We start from the raw sequence: 23,486 nt of genomic DNA on the forward strand, positions 1-23,486 counted from the left end.
GGCTTAGGGGTTTTTCGGTTTGATGAATGATAATGAAAATATAGGGCACTGTTTGAATGGATCTGTTCACGTTTGCGTGGTTGAGGGTGGAACCTAATGGAGTGGTTTTATCCAGAAAACCATCTCCTTTTCTGATTCACTCGCTTCGTGCAAATCCTTCCAGGAAAAGCTGGTTGTGAGATCGGGACGTTTTTGGTAGCCATATTTACTCCAAATCGGTTCCAGAGATTGATAATTTTCCGGTTTCAGAGGATGGTCCACCGCACGTACAACCGCACAAAATGTGATCCAGTTAAACCCGTCCAGACTTTTGGCATGTTGCTCTCTCTCACTAAAAAAATATTTGTAGATTCCATGCCCGCGATACTTTTTCCTGAGGATTGACTCACCACAGTAAAAAATCTTTTCCGGATCGATCCCGGCCATCAAAAAGGGTTTTTGAAATGCTTCATCCTCATCCCGGAGCGGAATTCCGGTTGAACACCCGACTAATTCTCTGTTGTCAAATACCAACACTGCAAAACTGTCGGGCGATTCTAGATAGGTTTTCAGGTACTCCTGTTCATATTCTTCGCTTCCATCATACAGGTAGGGAAACTCCCTGAAAACCTCGATTCTTAGTCGACCAATTTTTTCCAGATAGGGTTTCAGCTCATTTCCTACAACAGATTCGATCCTTATTTGATTGGATTTCATAACACATTTTTGATTTATACAGACAATTCGCCGGAAGTTCAGATCTCAAATCGTAATTATGCAGAATTCGGCCTATATTTGCACAAAAAATTAAACCTCATTTGATATGGAAGCCAAGCCCAACATTTTAATTAAAAATTGCATACCGGTCGGAGATAATTTTGACGGGAAAAGTTCGATGGATATCCGTATTTCGGATGGAAAAATTTCTGAACTGGGCAAGGAGCTTTCCTCAAACAAAGATGAACAGGAGTATGACGCCGGCGGGGCATTTGTTAGCGGCGGCTGGATGGATATGCATGTCCATTTTCGTGAGCCCGGATTTGAACACAAGGAGACTGTTGAGACCGGTTGCCGTTCCGCAATGTTTGGAGGTTTTACCGAAGTTGCCTGCATGCCCAACACCAAACCGGCAACCCACACCCGCGATGTTGTGGAGTTCATCAAGAAGAAGGCCGAAGGACAGCTCGTTGACGTACACCCGATTGGAACGGTAACCAAAGAACGGAGAGGGGAGTCGATTGCCGAAATGGCCGATATGCAAAAAGGTGGTGCTGTTGCATTCAGTGATGATGGAGATCCGGTTTATGACTCTCAGGTAATGCGTGTGGCTTTGGAGTATTCGTCCATGCTTGGTGTGCCGATTATTAACCACGAGGAGGATCTGGCACTCTCACGTCCTGGCCACATGAATGAAGGGGTGGTCTCAACCCGGCTGGGTCTGGAAGGAACTCCCGGAATTGCCGAAGAGACGATGATTGCCAGGGATATACTTTTGGCGGGATTTACCGGCGGACATATCCACGTGGCGCATATCAGTACTCGAAAGGCGGTTGATCTGGTTCGAAAAGCAAAAGCTGAAGGAATTAACGTAACCACAGAAGTTTGCACGCACCATTTTGATCTGACCGACGAAGAGATCGACAAGCGTCATTTCGATACGAATGTTAAAATGCACCCGCCGCTCCGTACTCAGGATGATGTAGACGCCATGATTGAAGGGCTGGCCGATGGAACCATTGACGTGATTTGCACCGATCATGCCCCTCACGCCATCGAGGAGAAAGAGGTAGAGTTTATCTATGCGCCGAACGGGATTACCGGTTTGGACACAGCATGGTCTATTAGTGTGATGAGATTGATTAAGCCGGGCAAACTTTCTCTCAACCAGGTAATGGATAAGCTGGTTGTGAAGCCTCGGGAAATTCTGAATCTCTATGTGCCTAAAATTGAGGCAGGAGAGAACGCTAATCTGACACTCTTCAATACGGATGAGGAGTGGACCTACAGTGAAAAAGAGGTTCGATCAAAATCGAAAAACTCTCCATACATAGGTGATACCTTGACCGGCCGGGCCATAGCGGTATATAATCGCGGCCGTTTCCATGAAAACCTGCTAAAAGATAAAGCAGAGTAGGCCAATGCAACGGAGCAGGTGCCGTTTGTTGTTTTGTACCTGTCCGATTGAATAACTCTATATCATGCTGCGACTGTCTCAAACTTTATTGGCGTTGGTTATTTTTGCGACTCCGCTTGAGCTATCGGCTCAATTCGACAGCGATGAGATATTGCAGGAGCGGCAGATATTTTCCCGATTTGGCGATATTCCTCCATCCGATTTTGACTACAGTCCCGATCACTCCGAGCCATATGAGTACCTTCTACGGGAAACATCCATTGAGTTTGATGAGACTGAGCGGGGAATTGTGGCCTATATTCACTATTTAGTCCGGATTAAAATCTTAACGGATGATCCAATCCGGCAGACTGAAGCGGCGCTGGTCGGAATTCCATACTACGCCTCCGATAATATGGAGCGGGTCACAAATTTTGAGGGCTACACCTGGAAACCGGATGGACAGTTCTACAGAATTGGTTCACAGGATATCCGAAATGCCGAGCTTAACAGTCGGTATCGGCTGGTTGAGTTTGAGTTTCCCGCCGTTGAGAGAGGGACTATTCTGGAGTATAAATATACACTCGAAAGAAGATATATTGAGGAGTTGCCCGATGTCTACCTGTCAGATCGTGTTCCCGTCCGGGAGGCAAACATCTATCTGAAAAATGCAGATTATCTTCGCTACAATATTCTTGAAGAGAATGTCGATTTTGATCTGAACTACCGGGAATTCAGGGTTGATACGAGCAGTGTACCACTGGTATTCACCTATGAACGTCCTGATCCGGTAAGCGTAGAAAAGTGGAGTGCCAAACAAATCCCCGCTGTGGAGACAACCAGTTACATCTCATCCATTGATGACATCAGAGCAAAACTAAAATTTCAGATCAGTGAATTTGGATTGCCAAGGCAGCCGCTGGAAAATAGCTGGGAGCTGGTGGCCGCACAGCTTCGTCGTAATAGCAATCCGTTCGAAGTCATTACCAATCACCGGGAGCTGCTGGAGGAGTTGAGTGAGTCGTTCAAGGAAATTGGAGATCCGGCTGCACGCCGCGATTCTATACTTATGTATGTCAACTCACATAGCAGATTCAACGGCATTTACACGCTATACGCGGAGGATGGGCTGAACTATATATCAAATGATGAAAGTGCCAATCAGGCCGAAATTAATACCTTACTGCTTGGGTTGCTTCGCCACAACAATATTGAAGCCTATCCCGTGTTTGTATCGAGCCGCGAATCGGGGCGTATCAATCAGGCGTTTCCCTCACTTTACCAGTTTAACCGTGTGCTGGTTGTGGCAGATGTTGAGAGAGAAAAAACTATTATGGATGCCTCTTTCTCTCACAGTTTGCCCGGCCTGATACCGGTGGATTCATATAATCAGCAGGGGTTTGTACTGAAACAACGAGATTTTGAGTGGGCTTCGATTTCTCCTGATAAGAGTGTTTTTAATCTATTTGTTGAAATTAACGGAGCGTTGAGTGAAAGCGGAGCGCTTCGGGGGGAAATCGTCGCCGAAACGGCAGGCTATCCTTCTCGGGAGATCAGAAGAAGTATATCCGTAGGCGAACCGGAGCGAGAGATTATTAAGAAAATCTTTCTGGAAGTCTACTCTGATGCTACTCTGCAGAATGCTAATATTGAGATTGATGATGAAGATCCCAATATCGTCCGGATTCAGTCGGGATTTGAAATTCCCAATTATGCTGTCTCATATACCGATGGATTGGATTATCGGCCAATGCTGGTCGGATATCTCTATCAAAACCCATTTGAAACAACAAGCCGGCGCGTTCCCATTACTCTTGATGCTCCTGAGCAGTTAACGGTTCAATACAATATTTCCCTGCCAAACAATTATGTTTCTGAGAGTTTGCAAGGCGAGCAGCGGACTGAGTTAAGTGATGCCGGGCTGAGGGAGAGTTATAATATTTCAGGAAATTCTCTGAACTACTCATTTGAGGTTGAAATTGGCCGGAAACAATTTTCCCCTGATGAGTATGCCCAATTGCGCCGTATTTATCAGCGATGGGTTGAATTGAGTAATGATACGTGGTTTATAGAAATTGATGGATAACAGTTAGATTACGGTTATGAAAAATATCTTAGCAATTGAAACTTCAACTCCGGTCTGCTCGGTTGCACTTCAAACCGGCGATGGACGGATCAAAGAGAAGCGAATTGAAGGGCGGGGAGTTCACTCCGAATATACCGTTCAGTTTGTAAATGAGCTGCTGGAGCGTGCCGGGCTGCGGGTCGATGACCTGGATGCCGTTTATTTTAGTAACGGGCCGGGTTCATACACAGGGCTAAGGATAGGGGCAGCGCTGATAAAGGGGTTGCTTTTTCAGAAGGATGTGCCGCTTTTTCTGTTTCCAACGCTTCTTTCATTCATGGCCGGGCAGTCTGATAAGATTTCAAACAGCCAAAATTTACACGCGGTGATTGATGCAAGGCGAAATCATCTTTATTATCAGCAAGCAAAGAGTGATTTTTCTGAAATATCTGAGCCGGAAGTGCTCGAACTGGGAAAGGTCACAGATAAGATAGAAAACGGAGATCTTGTAATTGGATCCGGCTGGGATCGTCTGAACCGGAAAGATTTTGCATCTGTACGGTGGCTTGGCCTCGAAGGGGTTACCGGGTCAAGCCTGATATGGGCAGCAAAGAACCCGGAACTGAAAAAATATTTTGTAAAAGGAGATGTGGAACTGTTTGAACCGAATTACTTAACCATGTCTCAGATAAATAACACAACAATTGGCGGATAAAGATTTTTGCTTCGCCTGATATTCGTTATTTTTGAAAGCTACTTAATTTAAAATTTTTACTATGTCTTGGTTTAAACGAAAAGATTCCAACATTCAGACCGACAAGAAAAAGGACATGCCCGAGGGTGTCTGGATCAAAGTTCCAACTACCGGCGACACGATTCACCGGCGCGAACTGGAAGAAAATCTTTGGGTGGATCCGATCAGCGGTTATCACTTTCGGATTGGCAGTAAAGAGTATTTCTCGATTCTGTTTGATGACGGTAAATTTGAAGAGATTGCTGATGATATTCTGCCGGCAGACCCATTGAAATTCGAGGATCGGAAGAAGTATTCGGATCGGATTAAGCAGACACAGAAAAAATCGGGTCTTTCGGATGCCTGCCGTGTGGGAGTTGGAAAGCTGAGTAAACAGGATGTGGTTATTGCTTGTATGGATTTTGCCTTTATTGGTGGCAGTATGGGATCTGTGGTTGGCGAGCGCCTCAGCCGAGCCATTGATCACGCCCGTGAAAAAAAATATCCGCTCATCATTATCTCGCAATCGGGCGGTGCGCGTATGATGGAGAGTGTTCTCAGCCTGATGCAGATGGCAAAAACATCAGCAAAGCTGGCTCAGCTCGATAAAGCAGGGGTCCCCTACATTTCATTTATGACCAATCCCACAACAGGTGGAGTGACTGCAAGTTATGCCATGCTGGGTGATTTTAATATTGCTGAACCGGGTGCCTTGATCGGATTTGCAGGGCCGCGGGTTATACGGCAAACCATCGGGCGGGATTTACCTGAAGGGTTCCAGACGGCTGAATATCTTGTGGATCACGGATTTCTGGATTTCATCGTGCCAAGAACAAAATTGAAGAGTAAGCTATCCCGGCTGTTAAAAATGCTTGCTGCAAAATAGATTTACTGCATAGTACGGCCGGAAAAAATTATAATTGAAACTAAAAACTCTGCTCTGCCATGCGCAGAGTTTTTAGTTTAAAGGAAGAGAAGGATCATGAGATTTGCCGATTACGCGAAAATTTATGTTACAGCAGGAAAAGGTGGCGAGGGAATGTCCCACTTCCGCAGGGAGAAGTATGTACCCAAAGGCGGACCCGATGGAGGAGACGGCGGAAAAGGAGGTGATGTGGTGCTGAAGGGGAATCAGCAGCTTAACACACTGCTCGATCTGCGGTACCGAAAGTTTATCAAGGCAGACCATGGGGAGCGCGGACACACCTCAAGAAAATCGGGAAAAGATGGTGAACCTGAAGTGCTGGAAGTGCCTCTTGGAACCGTGGTGTATGATGCAGAAACCCGCGAGCGGTTGGGAGAGATCACCGAACATGATGAAAAGATTGTTATTGCGAGAGGCGGGAAAGGCGGGCTTGGTAACTGGCACTTTAGGAGTGCGACCAATCAAACTCCTCAACATGCCCAGGAGGGGGAAGCCGGTGAGGAGAGAACTGTTGAGCTTGAGCTTAAGCTCATTGCGGATGTAGGATTGGTAGGATTTCCGAATGCCGGGAAGAGCACATTGCTTTCGGCTCTTTCTGAGGCTAAACCCAAAATTGGTGACTACCCATTTACAACTCTCGAACCCAATCTCGGTGTGGTTACTTTTTCCGATTATCGTAGTTTTGTAATGGCCGATATCCCGGGAATTATTGAGGATGCCCACGAAGGAAAAGGATTAGGGCTGCAGTTTTTAAGACATATCGAACGTAACAAGCTGCTGCTATTTATGGTTGGTTGCGATACGGATATCAAGCAGGAATATCATGCACTATTGCATGAACTGAAGGAGTACAGAGCAGACCTTCTCGAAAAACCGAGAATACTGGCCATTACTAAGATGGACCTTGTTGAAGGTTTTGAACTTGAAGAGCCCGTGGAGATTGAGGACGATACGGATATCGTATACATCTCATCGGCAACGGGACACAAAGTGGAAGAACTGAAAGAGCTGATTTGGAAAAAGCTGAACGAAATTGAGCCGGAAGAGACATCATAGAGCCCTTATTGCGCTGGATTTGATTCCTGAAATGGGACCGGGTCGTGCAAGAAAACTCATGCAGCTATCGGGTGTAGAGAGCGCAGATCAGCTGTTTGAATTGGATATCTGCGACTATCAAAAAGCAGACGGAATCGGGGAGCAGATAGCCGTAAATGTAAGCCGATTTGATGAGTGGGATAAAGTGGATAGAATTCTCGAAAAAACGGAAGACTCCGGCGCCGGGCTGGTAGCTTATGATGATGAAGACTATCCAGAATTGTTAAAGCATATCTATGATCCCCCGCTTATTTTGTGGTACAAAGGGGATCTGAATGCACTCAAAACTCCCGGAATAGCGGTTGTTGGAACTCGGAATCCGGGAAGTTATGGTTTAAAGCAGGCTGAACTCTGGAGCGAAAAACTTGTTCAAAAAGGGCTGGCTGTTAATAGCGGGCTGGCATACGGAATAGATGCGAAAGCCCATCAGACGGCAGTTGATAAAGGTGGGAAAACGGTAGCGGTTCTCGGTTCCGGGATTGATGTGATCTACCCCAACAGGAATAAACCCCTGGCAAAACGAATTATAGAAAATAATGGAATCATTCTAACTGAATTTCCACCGGGTACTAAACCGGATGCGAAAAATTTTCCGGGAAGAAATCGTATTGTGAGCGGAATGAGTCATGGCGTTTTGGTCATTGAAAGTGGAGTGAAAGGCGGCAGCATGATCACAGCCCGATATGCACTTGATCAAAACCGTGAGGTATTTGTGATTCCGCACCAACTTGGCTATATGAAGGGGGAAGGCTGCAACTATCTGATACAGAACGGACAGGGCAAGCTGGTTCGTGATATTGATGATATTCTGGAGGAGATCTCCGTAAATACTACATCGTCGGAAGAGCTTGGCAAACCGGTACAGCCTGTTTGGAAACAGTTAGATCTGTCTGATAATGAGAAGAAGATTTGTGAGGTAATAGACGGCTCCGCAAAACATATCGATCAGCTCAGCGAGCTGATTGGCGAACCAACCTATAAATTACTTCCTGAGATGCTTTCATTAGAACTGAAAGGAGCAGTGGTTCAAAAAGCGGGTAAATATTTTGAAACAAAATAGTATAGAATTGTTAACCATTCGAGGCGTTAACCGGTTATGATACGAGTACAGGATGTAATATTAAGTGAAGACATCGCTACGGCCAAGTTTGCCTGCAATATCACCAAGTGTAAAGGCGCCTGCTGTGTGATAGGTGATGCCGGTGCACCGGTTGGCAAAGGCGAAATACCGGTGATTCGAAAAGCATTTAAAAACTTAAAGTCGCGCTTAGACCCTGAAGCAGTTCAGAAAGCAGAGAAGGAAGGGATTGTGCTTGGCAATTCAGAAGAAGGGTACGAGATCAATTGTATCGATTCCGGAGAGTGTATATTTGTTGAAAAAGATACTAATGGTGTGGCAACCTGTGCAATTCAAAACGCTTATTACAATGGTGAGTTTAACTGGGAAAAACCGATCAGTTGTCATTTATACCCTGTGAGGCTGAAACAGATTGCCGGGATGGATTATGCCAATTATGAGTATATCGAAGAGCTCTGCTCAGCCGCTTGCAGGAATGGCGAAAAAAATGGTATCTATCTTGCAGATTTTTTGAAAACGGCACTGATTCGCCGCTATGGTGAGCAGTGGTACGGAGAATTTTTAGCCGCATGTGAAGAAGTGAGGGAAGCGAAGATTGCTTAAGACAGGTCAGAATATATCGCAAAAGCAGAGTCAGCAGCAGAAGCTATCGCCACAGCAGATTCAGTTTGTGAAACTGCTGCAACTGCCTACGATTGGCCTCGAACAGCGTGTAAAGGAAGAGATAGAGATGAACCCAGTTTTGGAAGAAGCCGACCCGATTGCGGAGGAGACGCTTCAGGAAGGCGAGCCGGAATGGGAAAAGGAGGAGAAACCTAAATCGGAGGATGAACCCGACATCGACCCGGTGGATCAAAACGATGAGATTGACTGGGAAACGTTCATGCATAACACGGAGTATGATGGAAATATCTATTCCGGGTTCTCAAAGTCATCGGGTGAGGAAGATTGGCGGGATTTGCCAAACCCATATCATCAAAGCTTACTGGAGGAGCTGGAGAGCCAGGTAACGCTGCTCGACCTGGATGAGGAGGAGATGCTGATTGCCGATCAGATTCTCGGCTCACTCGACAAAGATGGATATTTTCGACGCGAGACGGAGGCGGTGGTAGATAACATTGCATTCAATCACGGTAAGCTGGTCAGTGCGGATCAGGTTGAGCGCGTTAGAAAAATGATTCAGAAGCTCGACCCCGTTGGGATTGCATCGCGGGATTTGCGCGACTGCCTTTTGGTACAGCTCAGAAGCTCGAACCATGAGAGTGAAATCAAGTCTGTAGCAATTCAGATGCTTGATGAGTATTGGGAAAGTTTTGAGAAGAAGCATTTCAGTAAACTCAAAAACCGGCTGAATATTGATGATGAAGAGCTCCGTGAAGTTTTTGAACTGATTAAAGGATTGAACCCAAAACCGGGTGGTGTTGCAAATCCGGATGAGGACAATCAGCAGTATATCGAACCCGATTTTGAGGTTTATTACGAACCATCGGATGAAGACGATGAGGGCGGGGAAGGGGAATTTATTATACGGTTGAGTCAGCGGAATGTGCCTCCGTTACGAATATCACCGGAGTATAAACGGATGTGGGAGCAGCTAAAAAGCAAAGATGGGGGCGACAAGCAGGCCAAAAATTTCATCAAGGATAAAGTGGAGTCGGCGCAGTGGTTTATCGACTCGATACGGCAGCGGCAAAATACCCTCATGAAAACGATGCGCACCATTGTGTCTCTTCAGGAGGAGTTTTTTAAACATGGTGAAGGGTTAAAGCCAATGATCTTAAAAGATGTGGCTGATCGAATTAAGATGGACATCTCAACGGTTTCCCGTGTGGTGAATGGAAAGTATGTGCAGACCAATTTTGGTGTATTCGAGTTGAAGTACTTTTTTAGTGAGGGGCTGGAAACGGAGAGCGGCGAAGAAGTTTCAAGCCGGGAAGTGAAGAATGTATTAGAGGATATTATTGACAATGAGGATAAAAATAAGCCGTATAGCGACCAGGCACTGACAGATTTATTGAAAGAGAAAGGGTATAAAGTTGCCCGGCGGACGGTCAGTAAATACAGGGAGCAGCTTCAGTTGCCTGTAGCCCGGCTCAGAAAGCAGATCATCTGATCAATGTCCGCTGAACGTTAGAGCCATTTGTAGGGGTTCGTGAATGGACGGGAAATTAAACGCTGCCCAGAAGAGGTACCCAAAAAGCAGAATGTGTAAACCCACCGTAACGAGAAGATAGACCAGTTTGAGCCGTTCGAGATATTTGGACGCATCGAGAGCAGCAAAGTTGAAGCTCATAAACCAGACGAACAGATAGGCAATCAGAATGGATGCAATCAGTGTATCACCGGGATTACTTCCATAAAGCACGATAAATATTGCCGCGACTAAAAAGTTGATGTGCAAAGGCCATGCATAGAGATTTAGCGTCTGGCTCAGATGTCTCAGATTTTTGTTGGGCAGATGCAGCCAGAGAACCGATATCACCTGGAGAAAAACTGCAAGAACGAATCCGAAAATGAAAAGGGATAAATAGGGGTTCGAAGTCCACAAAATAGATGAGAAGTGATGACGTAACACTTCAAGGCCAATTGAGTTGAAAAGCATTTCTGCTGACAAGTAGAAGATAACTCCGGTAGTGAGCGCGTGTTGAAGTAATATGATGAGACCGGGGATCATATTTCGAATCCGATGCTCCAGTACATCTTCAAGGTAGAATGAGTGATTGAAAAAGTAGCGCGATAGTGATGGAAGATAGGCCGGTTGCAGCCGGGCATGTACCAGAATGGACCCAAATATGACAAAAAGAAAAATGACGTTCCAGTTCATGGCCGGGGGTGTCTCAGCCCGGTATGGAATTGGAAATGGGATATGCACCCCGTCACGGTATGAGCTGAAAATAATTTCGAAATCTGGCTTCGTGGAGATTTCCTGAAAATACCATTCTGCCGGCAGGATGATCAGACTCTCCTCATGCCGGAGTGTTTCGACGACCAGTTGCTCCAACCTAATGAGTGATTCCCTCAAATCCTCTGAAGGTCGAAAGTGTACGGCATTTCGATTTTGCACGGGATTATTTTCCAGATCGGTGTAAACTCTGAAGTCAACATGTTGTGGGCGCGGTCTCGATCCATCTGATAGAGCGGTTTGAAAAAATACCGGCAGTTGAACTCCTGCTTTTACAGAGTCTGCAATAGCTGCTGCCTGTACGTTAAATCGGGGGTGAATCTCATTCGGATATTTAAAAAGACCGACGGATGTAATTTTACCTGGGTATCGGTTTGCTAGATCATTTGTCTCTGAAATGATCTCTCGAATGAACTGTGAAGACTCTGATTCGATTTTGCTGAGAGTTGGATATTCAATCGGGAATTGAAAAATCAGATAAAACGGTTCAACAGGAACTCCCTGTAACTGTTCCAGATGATTGAAAAGCAGAAAGTCGATGCCACCAGATGATGCTTGTTGATACTGATCTTCAGACAGATTTGGCAATTCTCCCTCCAGAGAAAGAGCGATGCGATGTCCCAGGGAGGTGTCAGTTTCCTGCTCGGAAGAACTTTGGTAAACATCCCCGAGACCCATTAAAAGGAATGCAAGAATCAGTGGCAGCAAAATGCTCCGCTATTTTTTGATTTCAACAGTTCGTTCGATTGGGAGTTCGCGAGTCTCTTTAAAACTGGAGAGCACAATATTGGATCGAGTTCGGGATACGCCGTCCCAGGATTGTACAAGTGAGAGAAATTTTTCGAATGATTCGGTATTCTTTGTGCGCACTTTAAGAATGTGGGATCCGTCTCCGGTAATGGAATGGCACTCCAGCACCTCAGGGTGTTCGGTAACATGCTCTACAAAGCTTGGATAACGCTCTGATCCATCCACCTCTACAAAGATAAAAGCCGTTATGTCGAAGTTGAATTTCTTAGCATCCAGTATTGCGTTATAGTCTGAGATTAACCCTTTCTCTTCCAGCTTCCTCATCCTTTCTGAAACGGATGGAACGGATAGGTGGACGATATCTGCAATGGTGTTTCGCTGTGCCCGCCCGTGTTTTTGGAGATGATTTAAAATTTTTATGTCTGTTTCATCCAGTTGATGGTTCATATCGGTCATATTTGCCTAAGATTTCTAATCTGTATAGAAAATATCCTTAATTAGTTAAGATATCAATGGACTTTTGTGTGTGAATCGTAAAATTTTTTTTACAAAAAAATAGCCCGGGAGAAAAATTTCAATGCAGGTGTTTCGACTCGTATCTTTGGGTACATTTGGCGGTTGCTGCTCCGCTGAAATTCAACTTTAAACCGACACAAACCTCCATTCATGCTTGATATCACATTTATCAGAGAAAATCCTGAGCTGGTTAAACAGGGGATGATCAACAAAGGCGAAAAGAGTGCCGATGCTGTTGACAAAGTCATTCAAAAAGATGAGGAGTGGCGTTCGCTTGTAACAGAGATCGACACGCTTCGTGCAGAGAATAACAGTCTCTCCAAAGAGATCGGTAAACTGATGGGGCAGGGCAAGAAAGAGGAGGCTCAGGCGATTATTAAAGAGACGTCTGAAGGAAAAGAGAAGCTTAAAGAGCTGGAAGAGAAAGTATCGGTGGTGGCAGAGGAACGAGATAATCTTCTCTATAGCATACCGAATGTGCCGGATGCTTCTGTTCCTGTTGGATATAGCGAAGAGGATAATGAAGTCTTTAAAACCTGGGGCGAGCAAGCAGATGAAGAGTGGCTGCAGCCGCATTGGGATATCGCTGAAGATAAAAAATGGATCGATTTTGATCGCGGTTCAAAAGTGACCGGTGCAGGGTTTCCGTTTTATGTTGGCAAGATGGCGCGGCTGCAGCGGGCGCTTATCAACTTCTTTTTAAATGAAGCAGTGGAACAGGGATATACCGAACTGCAGGCTCCCTATTTTGTGAATGAAGATTCAGCCAGAGGAACCGGTCAGATTCCGGACAAGGAAGACATGATGTATACCATTCCGCGGGATGGTTTTTTTGCCATACCCACTGCTGAAGTTCCGGTTACGAACTTCCACAGGGACGAGATTTTGTCAAAAGAAGAATTGCCCATTCGATACGCGGCCTACACGCCTTGCTGGCGGCGGGAAGCGGGAAGTTACGGGAAAGATGTACGCGGGCTGAATCGTCTCCATCAGTTTGACAAGGTGGAACTGGTGAAAATTGTTCATCCGGATACGTCCGATGACGAACTGGAGTCTCTGCGGGAGTACGCAGAATCTCTTCTTGAGAAATTAAAACTGCCATATAGAACTCTTTTGATGTGCACCGGAGACATGGGCTTTACGCAGACCAAAAAATACGATCTGGAAGTTTGGAGCCCGGGCCAACAGCGCTGGCTGGAAGTGAGTTCCTGCTCCAACTTCGGTTCATTTCAGGCTCGACGGATGCAGCTCCGTTTCAAAAATGAGAAAGGCAAAACAGAAATGCTCCACACGCTGAACGGATCAGGACTGGCGCTGCCAAGGGTGGTTGCGGCTATTATTGAAACCTATCAAACCGAATCCGGTGATGTGAAAGTGCCGGAAGTACTGCGGCCGTTTATGGGGGCGGAAATAATCTAATCATATTCGAGTTTTTTCTCGCAGTTTTGCGCAGATTACCTCGTAGAATTTCGCTGAGGCTTTAACTTTAAGCCTTAAGCAATGCTAGAATAAATCTTAATTAAGGGCTAAAGCCCTGCTTGTGGGGTAAGCTTCTTCCAGCCCGTTGATTGAAGTCAACGGTAATAGATAAATCAGGTAAAGTGCTTTGCTTTTTTTCTGCGAATCTCTGCGGCACTATCAGCGAGTATCTGCGAGAGACATTTTATATCTGGTTAGGAAATCCCGGATTGATATTAACCAACTTTTTCAATCCTGTTATTTCATTTCTACATGCAACTCTTATATTGTGAACCAATTCACTAATCTAATTGGCTCACTATGAAAAGAATTGTTCTCTTTCTCTTTTTTACACTGTTCGTTTCGTCGGCTTTTGCTCAGAAGCGACCGATGACAACGGATGATATCATCAACATGGACCGGCTCGGTTCAGCTATGATATCACCGGATGGTAACGCAGTTATTTTTGGTAAATCAACCCTGAACTGGGACGATAATAAACGCGAAACCAAGTACTACTACATCCCGGCCGACAGCGGTGCCGTCTATCAATATATCGGAGAAGCGGGCGGCAGTGATATGAAGTACTCTCCGGATGGAAAGTACATCTCGCTTAAGCGCTCTGTTGACGATAAACAGCAGCTCTTTTTATTACCTACAACCGGAGGTGAAGCGGTTCAGCTGACTGAACATAAAAACAGTATTGGTTCTTATGAGTGGGGGACGGATAGTAAAGCGATCTACTTTGTATCGAGTGTCCCTCGCTCTTCAGATGAGGAGAAAGAGTACAAAGCCGGTTACGACCAGCTATTTGTGGATGAACCTCCGCATGGCCAAACGGAAGGAAGCTGGAATAACATCTGGAAGTTTGATATCGACTCAAAAGAAGAGACGAAACTTACATCAGGCGAGTTAATCGTGGGTAGTTTTGCGGTATCGCCAAACCAGGAGCGGATCGTTTACACTGCGCGGTTTGAAAATCGCAGAAATCAGCAGTATCTGTCAGAGATCTACTTACTTGAAGTAGGCGACTCCACCGCCGTGCAGTTAACAGAAAATGAAGTGCCCGAGGGTGGGCTCAACTGGCTGCCCGATAATCAGCACATCCTATATTCGGCCGCTCATGATGAGGAGTGGGAATTGCACCAAAGTAAACTTTGGAGAATGCATGTTGACTCAAAAGAATATGAGATGATTTCCGGTCAGTTCAATGGAAATATCGGCTCTGTTCATATGTCACCGGATGGTGAGACGATCTATTTTTCAGGCTCCGTAAAAACCAATTCCAACATCTTTTCGATGGACCTGCAGTCGGGTGAAGTCACACAGCACACCGATCGTCAAGGGTCAGTTTCTATTGTTGATATGAATCGTACCAGGGATCATGTACTGTTTACATTCGAGGATGTTCAAACACCGCGTGATCTCTATGCAGCCTCATTTGAAAACTTGGATGATCCGGTTCGGTTAACGGATCTGAATCCATTTGTGCGAGACAGCCTGATACTTGCTGATTATGAAGTGGTACAGTGGGAAAGTTACGACGGATTGGAAATTGAAGGATTGAAATACACTCCGGTAGATATTCAACAAGATGGATCAGCTCCATTTTTATTACACATTCATGGCGGCCCGGCAGGTGTTTTCAGAAATTCATTCAGTCCGCAATACCACGTCTGGGCCGGCCTTGGATATGTGCAGCTCGCTCCGAATGTGCGCGGGAGCACAGCTTACGGTGATGAACTTCTGAGAGGCAACATTGAAGACATCGGCGATGGCGATTATGAGGACCTGATGAGCGGCGTGGATATGCTGATCGATCAGAACTGGATTGATGAAGAACAGATGGCCGTGCGCGGGTGGAGCTACGGTGGAATTCTGGGCGGAACCACCATCACCAAAACAGATCGGTTTAAAGCGGCATCATTGGGTGCCGGAGTATTCGACTGGACCTCTGAATATGCCATGGGTTTTAACCACGATGTGCGGTTGTGGTACATTGGCGGTGAGCCGTGGACGAATCCGGAGGGCTATCGGGAGCGATCGGCAGCCACTCATGCAGCAAATGTGAATACACCAACACTGTTTTTACATGGCGATCGTGATCGTGTGGATACTCCGCAACAGAGCCTGATTTTCTTCACCTTCCTGAAAGATATCGGAAAAGTAGATACCCGGTATATTGAGTTTAAGCGAGAAGGGCACGGAATTCGTGAACCAAGAAATCAACGTGTAAGGGATGTGGAAGAGATTCGATGGATTCAAAAATATGCACGCGGAATGGAGTGGGAGCCGTGGGAAAGGGAATTGAATAAAGAAGATGAGAATTCTGAGGAGGATTAAATCTTTAATTAAATTCGGTATTTGATGAGCCGGACAGAACAGATGATAAAAGAGTTTTGGGCATATCGTGCCAACTTTCTGATATCATTTGTCCTGATAGGCCTTGTCGCCTTGCCGGATGCTGAATTTTTTCATGAATGGGCTCTTGCAGGAATTGTCGGAGCCCTTCTTATTTCTGTTGTGAGAGCAATAAAAGCCGGCAAAGCAGCAGATAAGAAAACCGCTATAATTAATGGCCTTATCATTTTTCTGACTTCTCTGATTTGTACTGCAATATTCTGGTACAGGGCGTGGTTAAATCTCCCTTCAGGAATATTGATTGAACCTGTCTTTGACCTGGTTACAGGATTTGGTTTTTGGTGGCCCGGAATACTCTATGCGTCGCTTTTTCGGCATATCGACGAAGGTTGGAGTCCATCAAGCCGTGGAAGATTTCTGCAAAATCTGGCCATTGGGTTTGGAGGAAGTCTCTTGGGTTTGCTGATTGCCTGCATTTTACTGTAAATGGTGTAACATAGCTGCTATGCTACCGCGTAGAGTTTATCCTCCTTGAAGTTAAGCAATTTCTCAAGAATGGGCTGCATCTCTTTTTCGTTCATAATTTCACCGCGCAGCTTTTTCCCGTTTCGGATACCCTTCAGGTACTGTCCGTAATGTTTTTTCATGATGATGACGCCATAGCGTTCTCCATGGTGATCCACAGACAAGCGCAGCTGCTGAGCACACAGTTCAAGCCGCTCCTTTACGGTTGGATCCGGCAGGAGCTCCCCGGTTTCAAAGTAGTGGCGTGTCTGCTCAAAAATCCATGGATTTCCAATTGCACCGCGTCCGATCATTACACCGTCAACCCCGGTCTCATCAAACATCTGTCTGGCCTTCTCGGGAGAGTCGACATCACCGTTTCCGATGATGGGTATTTCCAGTCCTGGTGTTTCGGTTAGTTTTTTCAGATAGTCCCATCGGGCATCGCCTTTATATTTTTGAGCACGGGTTCGTGCGTGAACCGTAAGCGCCTTCACGCCAACACTCTGAAGCATCAGTGCTACTTCCTGAATACGGATCGATTGATCGTCCCACCCAAGGCGTGTTTTAACGGTAACCGGAAAATCTCCGGCAGCATCGACAACGGTTCCGGCCATTCTCTCCATCATATCGAGATCTTTGAGGCATCCGGCTCCGGCGCCTTTCTTTACAATTTTGTAGACCGGACAGCCGAAATTGATATCTATCACATCCGGATTGTTTGCGACGGCTACTTTTGTGGCTCCTTCCATCGCCTCTTCGCGCCCGCCAAAAATCTGTATTCCAAACGGCCGCTCCATCTCCGCAAAATCCATTTTGTGCTGGGCGATATCCGAATCTCGAATGATAGCTTCCGAACTGATAAACTCGGTATATACGATATCCGCGCCCTTTCGCCTGCATATTTGGCGAAACGGGGAGTCGGTTACATCCTCCATCGGAGCAAGAAAAAGCGGTCGATTACCTAAATCTATCTGATCAATTTTCATAAACTTATTTTTGGTTACAGACTTTCAAAAATAAGGATTTTTACGGTTTCTCACATAATGGTAGAAATTTATAAAAAACAAAGCGCTTTCATGGATGGAATCCTGTTCAAGCAATAGCCATTTGATAATTGAACATGTATATTAATAGCTGCTTTAAAACAAATTTCAATAAATTAACGGGAGTTAATCAATGGCACTTGCAATTTCAGGAATTGAAGAGCTGCTGGGCGATGACGCCGATAAGCTGCTCAACCACACTTGCACAACTATTCCAAAGGAGAAACTACACATACCGTCATCAACGTACGTGGATGATGTTTGGTACCATTCAGACCGAAACAACCGGGTACTGGGAAATCTTGAGTGGATGTTAAACCACGGCCGTCTGGCCGGAACCGGATACCTGTCAATTTTACCGGTCGATCAGGGGGTAGAGCACAGTGGCGGAGCTTCCTTTGCTAAGAACCCGGACTATTTTGACCCGGAGAAAATTGTTGAGCTCGCTATTGAAGGGGGGTGTAATGCCGTAGCTTCAACGTTTGGAGTGCTTGGGTCTGTAGCAAGAAAGTATGCTCACAAGATTCCATTTCTTGTGAAAATTAATCACAACGAACTGCTTACTTACCCAAATACCTACGACCAGATTATGTTCGGCAGTATTCAGAAAGCCTACGACATGGGCGCCGCGGCAGTGGGAGCAACCATCTACTTCGGTTCAGAAGAGTCAACCCGCCAGATTGTGGAAGTTGCCGAAGCGTTTGAGTATGCACACGAGCTGGGAATGGCTACTGTTCTGTGGTGCTATACCAGGAATTCTGCATTTAAAGTGGGCGGAAAAGATTATCACACATCTGCTGATTTGACCGGCCAGGCGAACCACCTGGGTGTGACCATTGGAGCGGATATCGTGAAGCAGAAATTGCCAACGAACAATGGCGGTTATAAAGCTCTGAATACCGGAGATTCATCCTACGGAAAGCTTGATGAGCGTATTTATACTGAGTTGGCAACCGATCACCCGATTGATCTTACCCGTTACCAGGTTGCAAACGGATATATGGGGCGTGCAGGACTCATTAACTCAGGCGGTGCTTCCGGCAGCGACGACTTTGCCGATGCGGTAAAAACAGCCGTAATTAATAAGCGTGCCGGCGGTATGGGGCTAATTAGTGGTCGTAAAGCGTTTCAGAGACCGATGAATGAGGGTGTGAAACTGCTCAACTTCATTCAGGATGTCTATCTCAATGACGAGATAACCATCGCTTAATTTCTTATCTTCAAAAGGCCGTACAGAAAAATATGTGCGGCCTTTCTATTTATATAGAGAGTAAATATTTCTACAACGGGGTCTATATTCCCTTCCAAGAAAAATACATCAATTGCAGGAAGCTGAAGAACATACAGAAAATAGCGGTTCACTGATCTCATTTCGATATATGGCACTGTCTATATCGTTGAGCATGATCAGTATGGCCGTTGTTATTTACCTTACATACACGCCCGGAATATTAGAGCATCTTGTTCCAAAACGTCTACCCGGTATTTTTATCGCAATTGGGGTGATGTTTTTAAAGGTCTATTTTTTTGCAGCAAAAATTCGTTTTCTGGCCGATAAGGCCATCGATTGGTGGGCTTCTATCAGGATTGCGCTTACCTGGGATTTTGCATCGGCTGTAACTCCTTCCACAATAGGCGGAGCGCCTGTTGCTACCTATGCAATGACGCGAGAAGGGCTCAAGTTGGGTAAGTCCTCCGCTATTGTACTTTATGGTGTGCTTTTAGATCAATTTTGGTATGCTATGGCGGTTCCAATTCTGCTAATTTCGAGTATCTATTTTAATGTGATTCCGGATGGAATTGGGATGGTGGGTAACGTAACGATGTTTTTGATATATGCCGGATTGTTGATTTATGGCGGATTGCTTACCTACGGGTTGCTTATTAATCCGGCCGCAATGAAGAGAATTATTGAAGTGGTTTTCAGACTTCCGGTATTACGCAAATTTGCCGATAAGGTGAATGCTGAAGCGGATAATATGGTCGATTATTCCAGGGAGCTCAGAAACAAACCGATGAGTTTTGTCATGAAAGCTTTTTTTCTGTCAACCATGAGCTGGCTCTGCAGGGTTGCTCTTCCTGTCATTGTAATTTTGAGTCTGCTGCCCGGTGATGAAATTCTTTTGATTCTCAGGAGTCTTTCGATGAATCTGGCATTTTTGGTGATTCCTACTCCCGGCGGTTCGGGCGGTGTGGAAGGTTTGTTTGCCGTTTTTTTGGGGCCGCTGATTGACCGTACTGCCTTTATCGGATTGGCCGTATTTGTCTGGCGATTTATTACTTACTATTTCGCCATAGGAATAGGAATTATAGCTATGCTCTGGTATGTGAATACAACGGTATCAGAAAAAATTGATGAGATAAATACAGAAGCAGACAAGGGTGGGGCAGATGGCGAAACCTAAAATTCAATATGAATGCTCTGCGTGTGGACACCTATCTGCAAAATGGCTTGGATTATGCCCGGCCTGTGGCGAATGGCATACGTTTGAAGAGAAGTTTACAGAGAAGAAATCAAGCTCAAAAAAACATAAGGTTGACATATCTAACACAGAGAGTCCGGATGCAGTTGCACTTTCTGAGGTTAAACAGTCGAAAGAGGAGAGAACCAGCACCAATCTGGTTGAATTTGATCGTGTTTTGGGCGGAGGGGTTGTGGATGGCTCATTTCTGCTTTTGGGGGGAGATCCCGGCATCGGGAAAAGTACGCTGATGCTGCAGGTAGCCAAAGAGAGGTCCGATCTGAAAATACTCTACATTGCCGGGGAGGAGTCCGCCTCACAGATTAAACAACGAGCCGGCCGAATTGGAATGAGCGGTGAAAACCTGCTTATTTATAACAATACCGATGTTCGCAATGTGATCGATCAGGCAAGAAAAATTAAACCGGACATTCTGGTGGTTGACTCCATTCAAACGGTATTTAGTTCGGAATTAAGCAGTCTTCCCGGAAGTGTACAGCAGATTAGAGAGTGCTCGGCTATGTTTCAGCAGTTGGCTAAAAAAGAGGGAATCACCACGCTGATGATCGGGCACGTAACAAAGGAGGGGGATATTGCCGGGCCTCGAATTCTGGAACACATGGTAGATACGGTTCTCCATTTTGAGGGGGATCAAAGTCAGCTTCACAGGTTGTTGAGGGGCGTCAAAAATCGTTTCGGTCCCGCAAATGAAGTGGGAGTCTTTGAAATGCGAGATACCGGGCTGCATGAAGTTATTAATCCATCTGACCTGTTTCTCGCAGAGATGAACAGTGATATCAGCGGAAACTGCGTGACCTGTATCATGGAGGGGTCCCGGCCAATTTTGATTGAAATACAGGCTCTTGTGACACCAAGTAACTATAGCACACCGCAGCGTACAGCAAGTGGGTTTGATCAGCGCAGGCTGTCGCTGTTGATTGCCGTACTTGAGAAGCGAGCGGCAATGGGTTTTGCCGGACAGGATGTCTACTTAAATGTGGCCGGCGGTCTAAAAATAAACGATACAGCCGCAGACTTGGCAGTCGTAGCTGCACTTGCCTCCAGTTTAAAAGACACACCTATCCGTGATAAATCACTCTATATAGGTGAAGTGGGACTTGGCGGTGAGGTGAGAAGAGTGCCGTTTTTAAAACAACGGTTGTCTGAAGCAGAGAAGATGGGATTTAAAAATGCTGTTCTGCCGGTCAGCGATACCGCGGGTACGTTTAACATGAAGTTGAACCCCGCGGATCATTTGATGAAGGCTCTAAAATAGCAGCCCAAACACTGCCTTTAGTAGTTTTCTCTCTGACGTCTTCTCTCTTCGCGAATACTCTTCTTGAGAGCTTCTCGTCGCTCTTCAGATGGCTTTGTGTACTGCTGACGCTCTTTGTACTCATTCAGCACTCGTGAACGTGTTACCATTTTCTTGAAGCGATTAATCGCGCGGTCAATACTTTCGTTATCTTTAACTTTTACTCCGATCATACCTAATGTTGAGTTTTTGAATTTTATACAGACTCCAAATATAAAAAGCTTTTAACAAAAAAACAGTTCCATTCTTAAAAAAACATTCCTCTTGAAGATCTTATCTTATGGGACAGTATTTATAAGGAATCCGGTAAAAATATTGACATGATTCACACATTTATTCAAACGTTAAAAGAGCTCCTAACCCATCCTCGCAATGTTATAGACCCGTTTCTGGAATTGGAGGAGAGAAAATATATGCACCCGTTTCTCTTTTTGATGGTGGCTGCTGTTGTTGTTACTATGGTTAACACACTCCTTGTTGATTTCGCATTTGAGCCGGTACTTACAGAAATGGAAACAGAAAATGAGCAGATGCAGGAGATTGCCGAGTGGATTCAGATAAGCACGGTTCGATCAACAACACAATTTTTACCCCTCTCTTCAGCGCTTATTCTGGTGCCCATGCTCGCAGTCGGAGGGCTATTTTTCTTTCGCGATTACCTGGCCGGATTTTTCAAACTGTTGGTGTTGAACAGCTATGCTGTAGGAGCTTCCATGCTGTTTCAGCTGGCTCTAATTCCAATCTGGATCTTTTCCGGAGTGCCGCTCAACGAGCCGCTTGCAAATGCAACGCTCCCCGCAGTATCGCTTGCAATACCTATTCTTTGGATTTATAAGTCGTATATTCTGAATTCATCCTTTCTGATCTGGACCCGAATCATTTCCACTTTTGTAATCGGGTTTGTCCTTTACTCGATGCTCACGGGGTTTGCAGCCGCTGTGATAGGATATATGATTTTTGCAATAAACCGAATTGTTGAGATGTCCGGGTCCCTATAGCATTTGAACGGCTTTTCCAAGTTCATCCACGGCAGACCGGCACTGTTCTGATGTTGTGTATGGTGCAGGACCAAATCGAATAATATCTCCGCGAGCATCTGTAAACACACCGGCATCGAGTAAGATTTGCCTCAATGTACGTGCATGCGGAGCTTGAAGAGCTAAGAAGCCTCCCGTCTGGTCAACAGCCCTTGAGTTGGCGTGTTTGATAAGATGCTCATCAAATTGTTTCTCATCAAACAACTCCCGCAAATATTGAACCTGAGCGGAGTATTGATTGCTCAGAGTTTCTGAATTGAGTCCCATCCGGTCAAAAAAATGAGATACTGCAGCCGCCCTGTATTGTGAGATGGGATCGTACGTTCCGGTAGCAAACTTTTGATCCCCCTCATCAAATGATACAGCCCGGTCATCCCGCGGTTCATCGAGCGTTTCAAATGAGGCGAACCATCCGGTTACACCGGGTTTTAAGTTGCAGTCGGACGGAAAGCGAAGAAAACAGTTGGCTTCTCCCCACTGCAGGTATTTATACCCTCCAATAAGGATATAGCAGTGCTCTAAGCCGTCTTGACGAATGGAGAGGGGCACTACATTGGTTCCGTGGTAGTCGTCGATCAGAATCGAAATTTCACGTTCTTTGGCAATGTTTGCGATCTCTCCCAGTTTTGTGTTCACTTCGGATGTTTCAAAGTAAACCCGGGAGAGCATGATTGCCGATGTGTCTGAATCCGCTTCCCTGTTGATTTTTTCCAACAGCTTTTCATCATTTTCATGAGGCAGAAAAACCACATCCATACCAAGCTCTTTATATCTGCTGAGCTGACGATACATCGAGTGAAACTCACCGGTGGTGGTGATAATCTTCGGTTTATTGGTCAGGTTGAGTGACGAAAGCCAGGAGACCATCAGCACATGGGTGTTTTGTTCTCTGCAGTACCTCCCGTCCGGATCATCATAATATCTTCTCAGATAATTTCTCAGAACTTCGGTTTTTTCAAAAGCAGGCTCCCATTTGGTGTCAACTTTGTCGGCAACCATCTGCATATATTCGCGCACTCCGTCAAAAGCAACATCAGGCCAGGCTTGATGGGAATGACCGGTGAATAGCAGGCGGTTTGCCACATTGAAATGGGAGTAGTGGGGCTGAAGTGCTTTTGCCAGTTTATCGAAATCCATATCTGGGTAT

Annotated in this window: 21 protein-coding genes; 15 read left to right on the forward strand and 6 right to left on the reverse strand. The window is 45.6% G+C overall.

Annotation, left to right across the window (positions count from 1 at the left end; all coding sequences use genetic code 11):
* Positions 1 to 93: 93 nt before the first annotated feature.
* Positions 94 to 696: a GNAT family N-acetyltransferase gene (locus BG260_RS03970; protein WP_069130640.1), complete on the reverse strand. Its 603-nt coding sequence runs from the start codon at positions 694 to 696 to the stop codon at positions 94 to 96.
* Positions 697 to 802: 106 nt separating this feature from the next.
* Here BG260_RS03970 and BG260_RS03975 point away from each other — a divergent pair, with 106 nt between their 5' ends.
* The 8 genes from BG260_RS03975 to rpoN all read left to right on the forward strand — a co-directional run bounded on the left by BG260_RS03975 (position 803) and on the right by rpoN (position 10,101).
* Positions 803 to 2,113, forward strand: coding sequence for a dihydroorotase (locus BG260_RS03975; protein WP_069130641.1), 1,311 nt, complete (start codon positions 803 to 805; stop codon positions 2,111 to 2,113).
* Positions 2,114 to 2,177: 64 nt separating this feature from the next.
* Positions 2,178 to 4,178 (forward strand): DUF3857 domain-containing protein, encoded by a 2,001-nt coding sequence (locus BG260_RS03980; protein ID WP_083750088.1) that lies wholly within the window; start codon positions 2,178 to 2,180, stop codon positions 4,176 to 4,178.
* Positions 4,179 to 4,194: 16 nt separating this feature from the next.
* Positions 4,195 to 4,872: a tRNA (adenosine(37)-N6)-threonylcarbamoyltransferase complex dimerization subunit type 1 TsaB gene (gene tsaB / locus BG260_RS03985; protein WP_069130643.1), complete on the forward strand. Its 678-nt coding sequence runs from the start codon at positions 4,195 to 4,197 to the stop codon at positions 4,870 to 4,872.
* Positions 4,873 to 4,933: 61 nt separating this feature from the next.
* The gene (gene accD, locus BG260_RS03990) at positions 4,934 to 5,776 is read left to right on the forward strand and encodes an acetyl-CoA carboxylase, carboxyltransferase subunit beta (RefSeq protein WP_069130644.1); all 843 of its coding nucleotides are present in this window, start codon (positions 4,934 to 4,936) and stop codon (positions 5,774 to 5,776) included.
* A 96-nt stretch (positions 5,777 to 5,872) separates the two neighbouring features.
* Positions 5,873 to 6,871 (forward strand): GTPase ObgE, encoded by a 999-nt coding sequence (gene obgE / locus BG260_RS03995; protein WP_069130645.1) that lies wholly within the window; start codon positions 5,873 to 5,875, stop codon positions 6,869 to 6,871.
* Entirely contained in the window at positions 6,849 to 7,970 is a 1,122-nt protein-coding gene (gene dprA / locus BG260_RS04000; RefSeq protein ID WP_087148681.1) for a DNA-processing protein DprA, read from the forward strand. Before obgE ends, dprA begins: the two co-directional genes overlap by 23 nt.
* A 36-nt stretch (positions 7,971 to 8,006) precedes the next feature.
* A complete protein-coding gene (locus tag BG260_RS04005; protein ID WP_069130646.1) occupies positions 8,007 to 8,591 on the forward strand; it encodes a DUF3109 family protein in 585 nt (194 codons plus the stop codon).
* Positions 8,584 to 10,101 carry an RNA polymerase factor sigma-54 gene (gene rpoN / locus BG260_RS04010; protein ID WP_069130647.1) on the forward strand — a complete coding sequence of 506 codons (1,518 nt, stop codon included), beginning with the start codon at positions 8,584 to 8,586 and terminating at the stop codon, positions 10,099 to 10,101. Before BG260_RS04005 ends, rpoN begins: the two co-directional genes overlap by 8 nt.
* Here the strand turns inward: rpoN and BG260_RS04015 are convergent, their stop codons facing one another.
* Both BG260_RS04015 and BG260_RS04020 read right to left on the reverse strand, forming a co-directional pair.
* A complete protein-coding gene (locus tag BG260_RS04015) occupies positions 10,102 to 11,598 on the reverse strand; it encodes a hypothetical protein (protein ID WP_069130648.1) in 1,497 nt (498 codons plus the stop codon). It lies immediately after the preceding gene.
* Positions 11,599 to 11,607: 9 nt separating this feature from the next.
* Entirely contained in the window at positions 11,608 to 12,087 is a 480-nt protein-coding gene (locus tag BG260_RS04020; protein ID WP_069130708.1) for an Lrp/AsnC family transcriptional regulator, read from the reverse strand.
* A 219-nt stretch (positions 12,088 to 12,306) separates the two neighbouring features.
* Between BG260_RS04020 and serS the strand changes: the two genes are divergently transcribed.
* From serS to BG260_RS04035, 3 genes are all read left to right on the forward strand, one after another.
* Entirely contained in the window at positions 12,307 to 13,575 is a 1,269-nt protein-coding gene (gene serS, locus BG260_RS04025) for a serine--tRNA ligase (protein WP_069130649.1), read from the forward strand.
* Between the two features lie 360 nt (positions 13,576 to 13,935).
* Positions 13,936 to 15,957 (forward strand): S9 family peptidase, encoded by a 2,022-nt coding sequence (locus BG260_RS04030; protein ID WP_069130650.1) that lies wholly within the window; start codon positions 13,936 to 13,938, stop codon positions 15,955 to 15,957.
* Positions 15,958 to 15,981: 24 nt separating this feature from the next.
* Positions 15,982 to 16,461 (forward strand): hypothetical protein, encoded by a 480-nt coding sequence (locus tag BG260_RS04035; protein ID WP_069130651.1) that lies wholly within the window; start codon positions 15,982 to 15,984, stop codon positions 16,459 to 16,461.
* A 17-nt stretch (positions 16,462 to 16,478) separates the two neighbouring features.
* Here BG260_RS04035 and dusB read toward each other — a convergent pair whose 3' ends face one another.
* The gene (gene dusB, locus BG260_RS04040; protein WP_069130652.1) at positions 16,479 to 17,468 is read right to left on the reverse strand and encodes a tRNA dihydrouridine synthase DusB; all 990 of its coding nucleotides are present in this window, start codon (positions 17,466 to 17,468) and stop codon (positions 16,479 to 16,481) included.
* Between the two features lie 190 nt (positions 17,469 to 17,658).
* On the opposite strand from dusB, the gene BG260_RS04045 reads away from it, so the two are divergent.
* From BG260_RS04045 to radA, 3 genes are all read left to right on the forward strand, one after another.
* Complete coding sequence (locus BG260_RS04045) at positions 17,659 to 18,735, forward strand: class I fructose-bisphosphate aldolase (protein WP_069130653.1); 1,077 nt, start codon at positions 17,659 to 17,661, stop codon at positions 18,733 to 18,735.
* A gap of 112 nt (positions 18,736 to 18,847) precedes the next feature.
* A complete protein-coding gene (locus tag BG260_RS04050) occupies positions 18,848 to 19,930 on the forward strand; it encodes a lysylphosphatidylglycerol synthase transmembrane domain-containing protein (protein ID WP_245683891.1) in 1,083 nt (360 codons plus the stop codon).
* On the forward strand, positions 19,917 to 21,263 hold the full coding sequence (gene radA, locus BG260_RS04055; RefSeq protein WP_069130654.1) for a DNA repair protein RadA: 1,347 nt from the start codon (positions 19,917 to 19,919) through the stop codon (positions 21,261 to 21,263). Before BG260_RS04050 ends, radA begins: the two co-directional genes overlap by 14 nt.
* Before the next feature lie 17 nt (positions 21,264 to 21,280).
* Here radA and rpsU read toward each other — a convergent pair whose 3' ends face one another.
* Entirely contained in the window at positions 21,281 to 21,475 is a 195-nt protein-coding gene (gene rpsU / locus BG260_RS04060) for a 30S ribosomal protein S21 (protein ID WP_069130655.1), read from the reverse strand.
* Positions 21,476 to 21,622: 147 nt separating this feature from the next.
* Here rpsU and BG260_RS04065 point away from each other — a divergent pair, with 147 nt between their 5' ends.
* Positions 21,623 to 22,300, forward strand: coding sequence for a DUF3667 domain-containing protein (locus BG260_RS04065; RefSeq protein WP_069130656.1), 678 nt, complete (start codon positions 21,623 to 21,625; stop codon positions 22,298 to 22,300).
* On the opposite strand, the gene BG260_RS04070 is transcribed toward BG260_RS04065, so the two are convergent.
* Positions 22,295 to 23,476 (reverse strand): kynureninase/PvdN C-terminal domain-containing protein, encoded by a 1,182-nt coding sequence (locus BG260_RS04070; protein ID WP_069130657.1) that lies wholly within the window; start codon positions 23,474 to 23,476, stop codon positions 22,295 to 22,297. The two genes, BG260_RS04065 and BG260_RS04070, sit on opposite strands and share 6 nt — an antisense overlap.
* Positions 23,477 to 23,486 lie beyond the last annotated feature (10 nt).

This window comes from Rhodohalobacter halophilus (genome assembly GCF_001715195.1).
Taxonomy (GTDB): Bacteria; Bacteroidota; Rhodothermia; order Balneolales; family Balneolaceae; genus Rhodohalobacter; species Rhodohalobacter halophilus.

Excerpts from the sequence above, each read along its gene's own strand:
- BG260_RS03970 (WP_069130640.1), bottom strand. The coding sequence starts at position 696 with ATGAAATCCAATCAAATAAGGATCGAATCTGTTGTAGGAAATGAGCTG.
- BG260_RS03975 (WP_069130641.1), top strand. The coding sequence starts at position 803 with ATGGAAGCCAAGCCCAACATTTTAATTAAAAATTGCATACCGGTCGGA.
- BG260_RS03980 (WP_083750088.1), top strand. The coding sequence starts at position 2,178 with ATGCTGCGACTGTCTCAAACTTTATTGGCGTTGGTTATTTTTGCGACT.
- tsaB (WP_069130643.1), top strand. The coding sequence starts at position 4,195 with ATGAAAAATATCTTAGCAATTGAAACTTCAACTCCGGTCTGCTCGGTT.
- accD (WP_069130644.1), top strand. The coding sequence starts at position 4,934 with ATGTCTTGGTTTAAACGAAAAGATTCCAACATTCAGACCGACAAGAAA.
- obgE (WP_069130645.1), top strand. The coding sequence starts at position 5,873 with ATGAGATTTGCCGATTACGCGAAAATTTATGTTACAGCAGGAAAAGGT.
- BG260_RS04005 (WP_069130646.1), top strand. The coding sequence starts at position 8,007 with ATGATACGAGTACAGGATGTAATATTAAGTGAAGACATCGCTACGGCC.
- BG260_RS04020 (WP_069130708.1), bottom strand. The coding sequence starts at position 12,087 with ATGAACCATCAACTGGATGAAACAGACATAAAAATTTTAAATCATCTC.
- serS (WP_069130649.1), top strand. The coding sequence starts at position 12,307 with ATGCTTGATATCACATTTATCAGAGAAAATCCTGAGCTGGTTAAACAG.
- BG260_RS04030 (WP_069130650.1), top strand. The coding sequence starts at position 13,936 with ATGAAAAGAATTGTTCTCTTTCTCTTTTTTACACTGTTCGTTTCGTCG.
- BG260_RS04035 (WP_069130651.1), top strand. The coding sequence starts at position 15,982 with ATGAGCCGGACAGAACAGATGATAAAAGAGTTTTGGGCATATCGTGCC.
- dusB (WP_069130652.1), bottom strand. The coding sequence starts at position 17,468 with ATGAAAATTGATCAGATAGATTTAGGTAATCGACCGCTTTTTCTTGCT.
- BG260_RS04045 (WP_069130653.1), top strand. The coding sequence starts at position 17,659 with ATGGCACTTGCAATTTCAGGAATTGAAGAGCTGCTGGGCGATGACGCC.
- radA (WP_069130654.1), top strand. The coding sequence starts at position 19,917 with ATGGCGAAACCTAAAATTCAATATGAATGCTCTGCGTGTGGACACCTA.
- rpsU (WP_069130655.1), bottom strand. The coding sequence starts at position 21,475 with ATGATCGGAGTAAAAGTTAAAGATAACGAAAGTATTGACCGCGCGATT.
- BG260_RS04065 (WP_069130656.1), top strand. The coding sequence starts at position 21,623 with ATGATTCACACATTTATTCAAACGTTAAAAGAGCTCCTAACCCATCCT.
- BG260_RS04070 (WP_069130657.1), bottom strand. The coding sequence starts at position 23,476 with ATGGATTTCGATAAACTGGCAAAAGCACTTCAGCCCCACTACTCCCAT.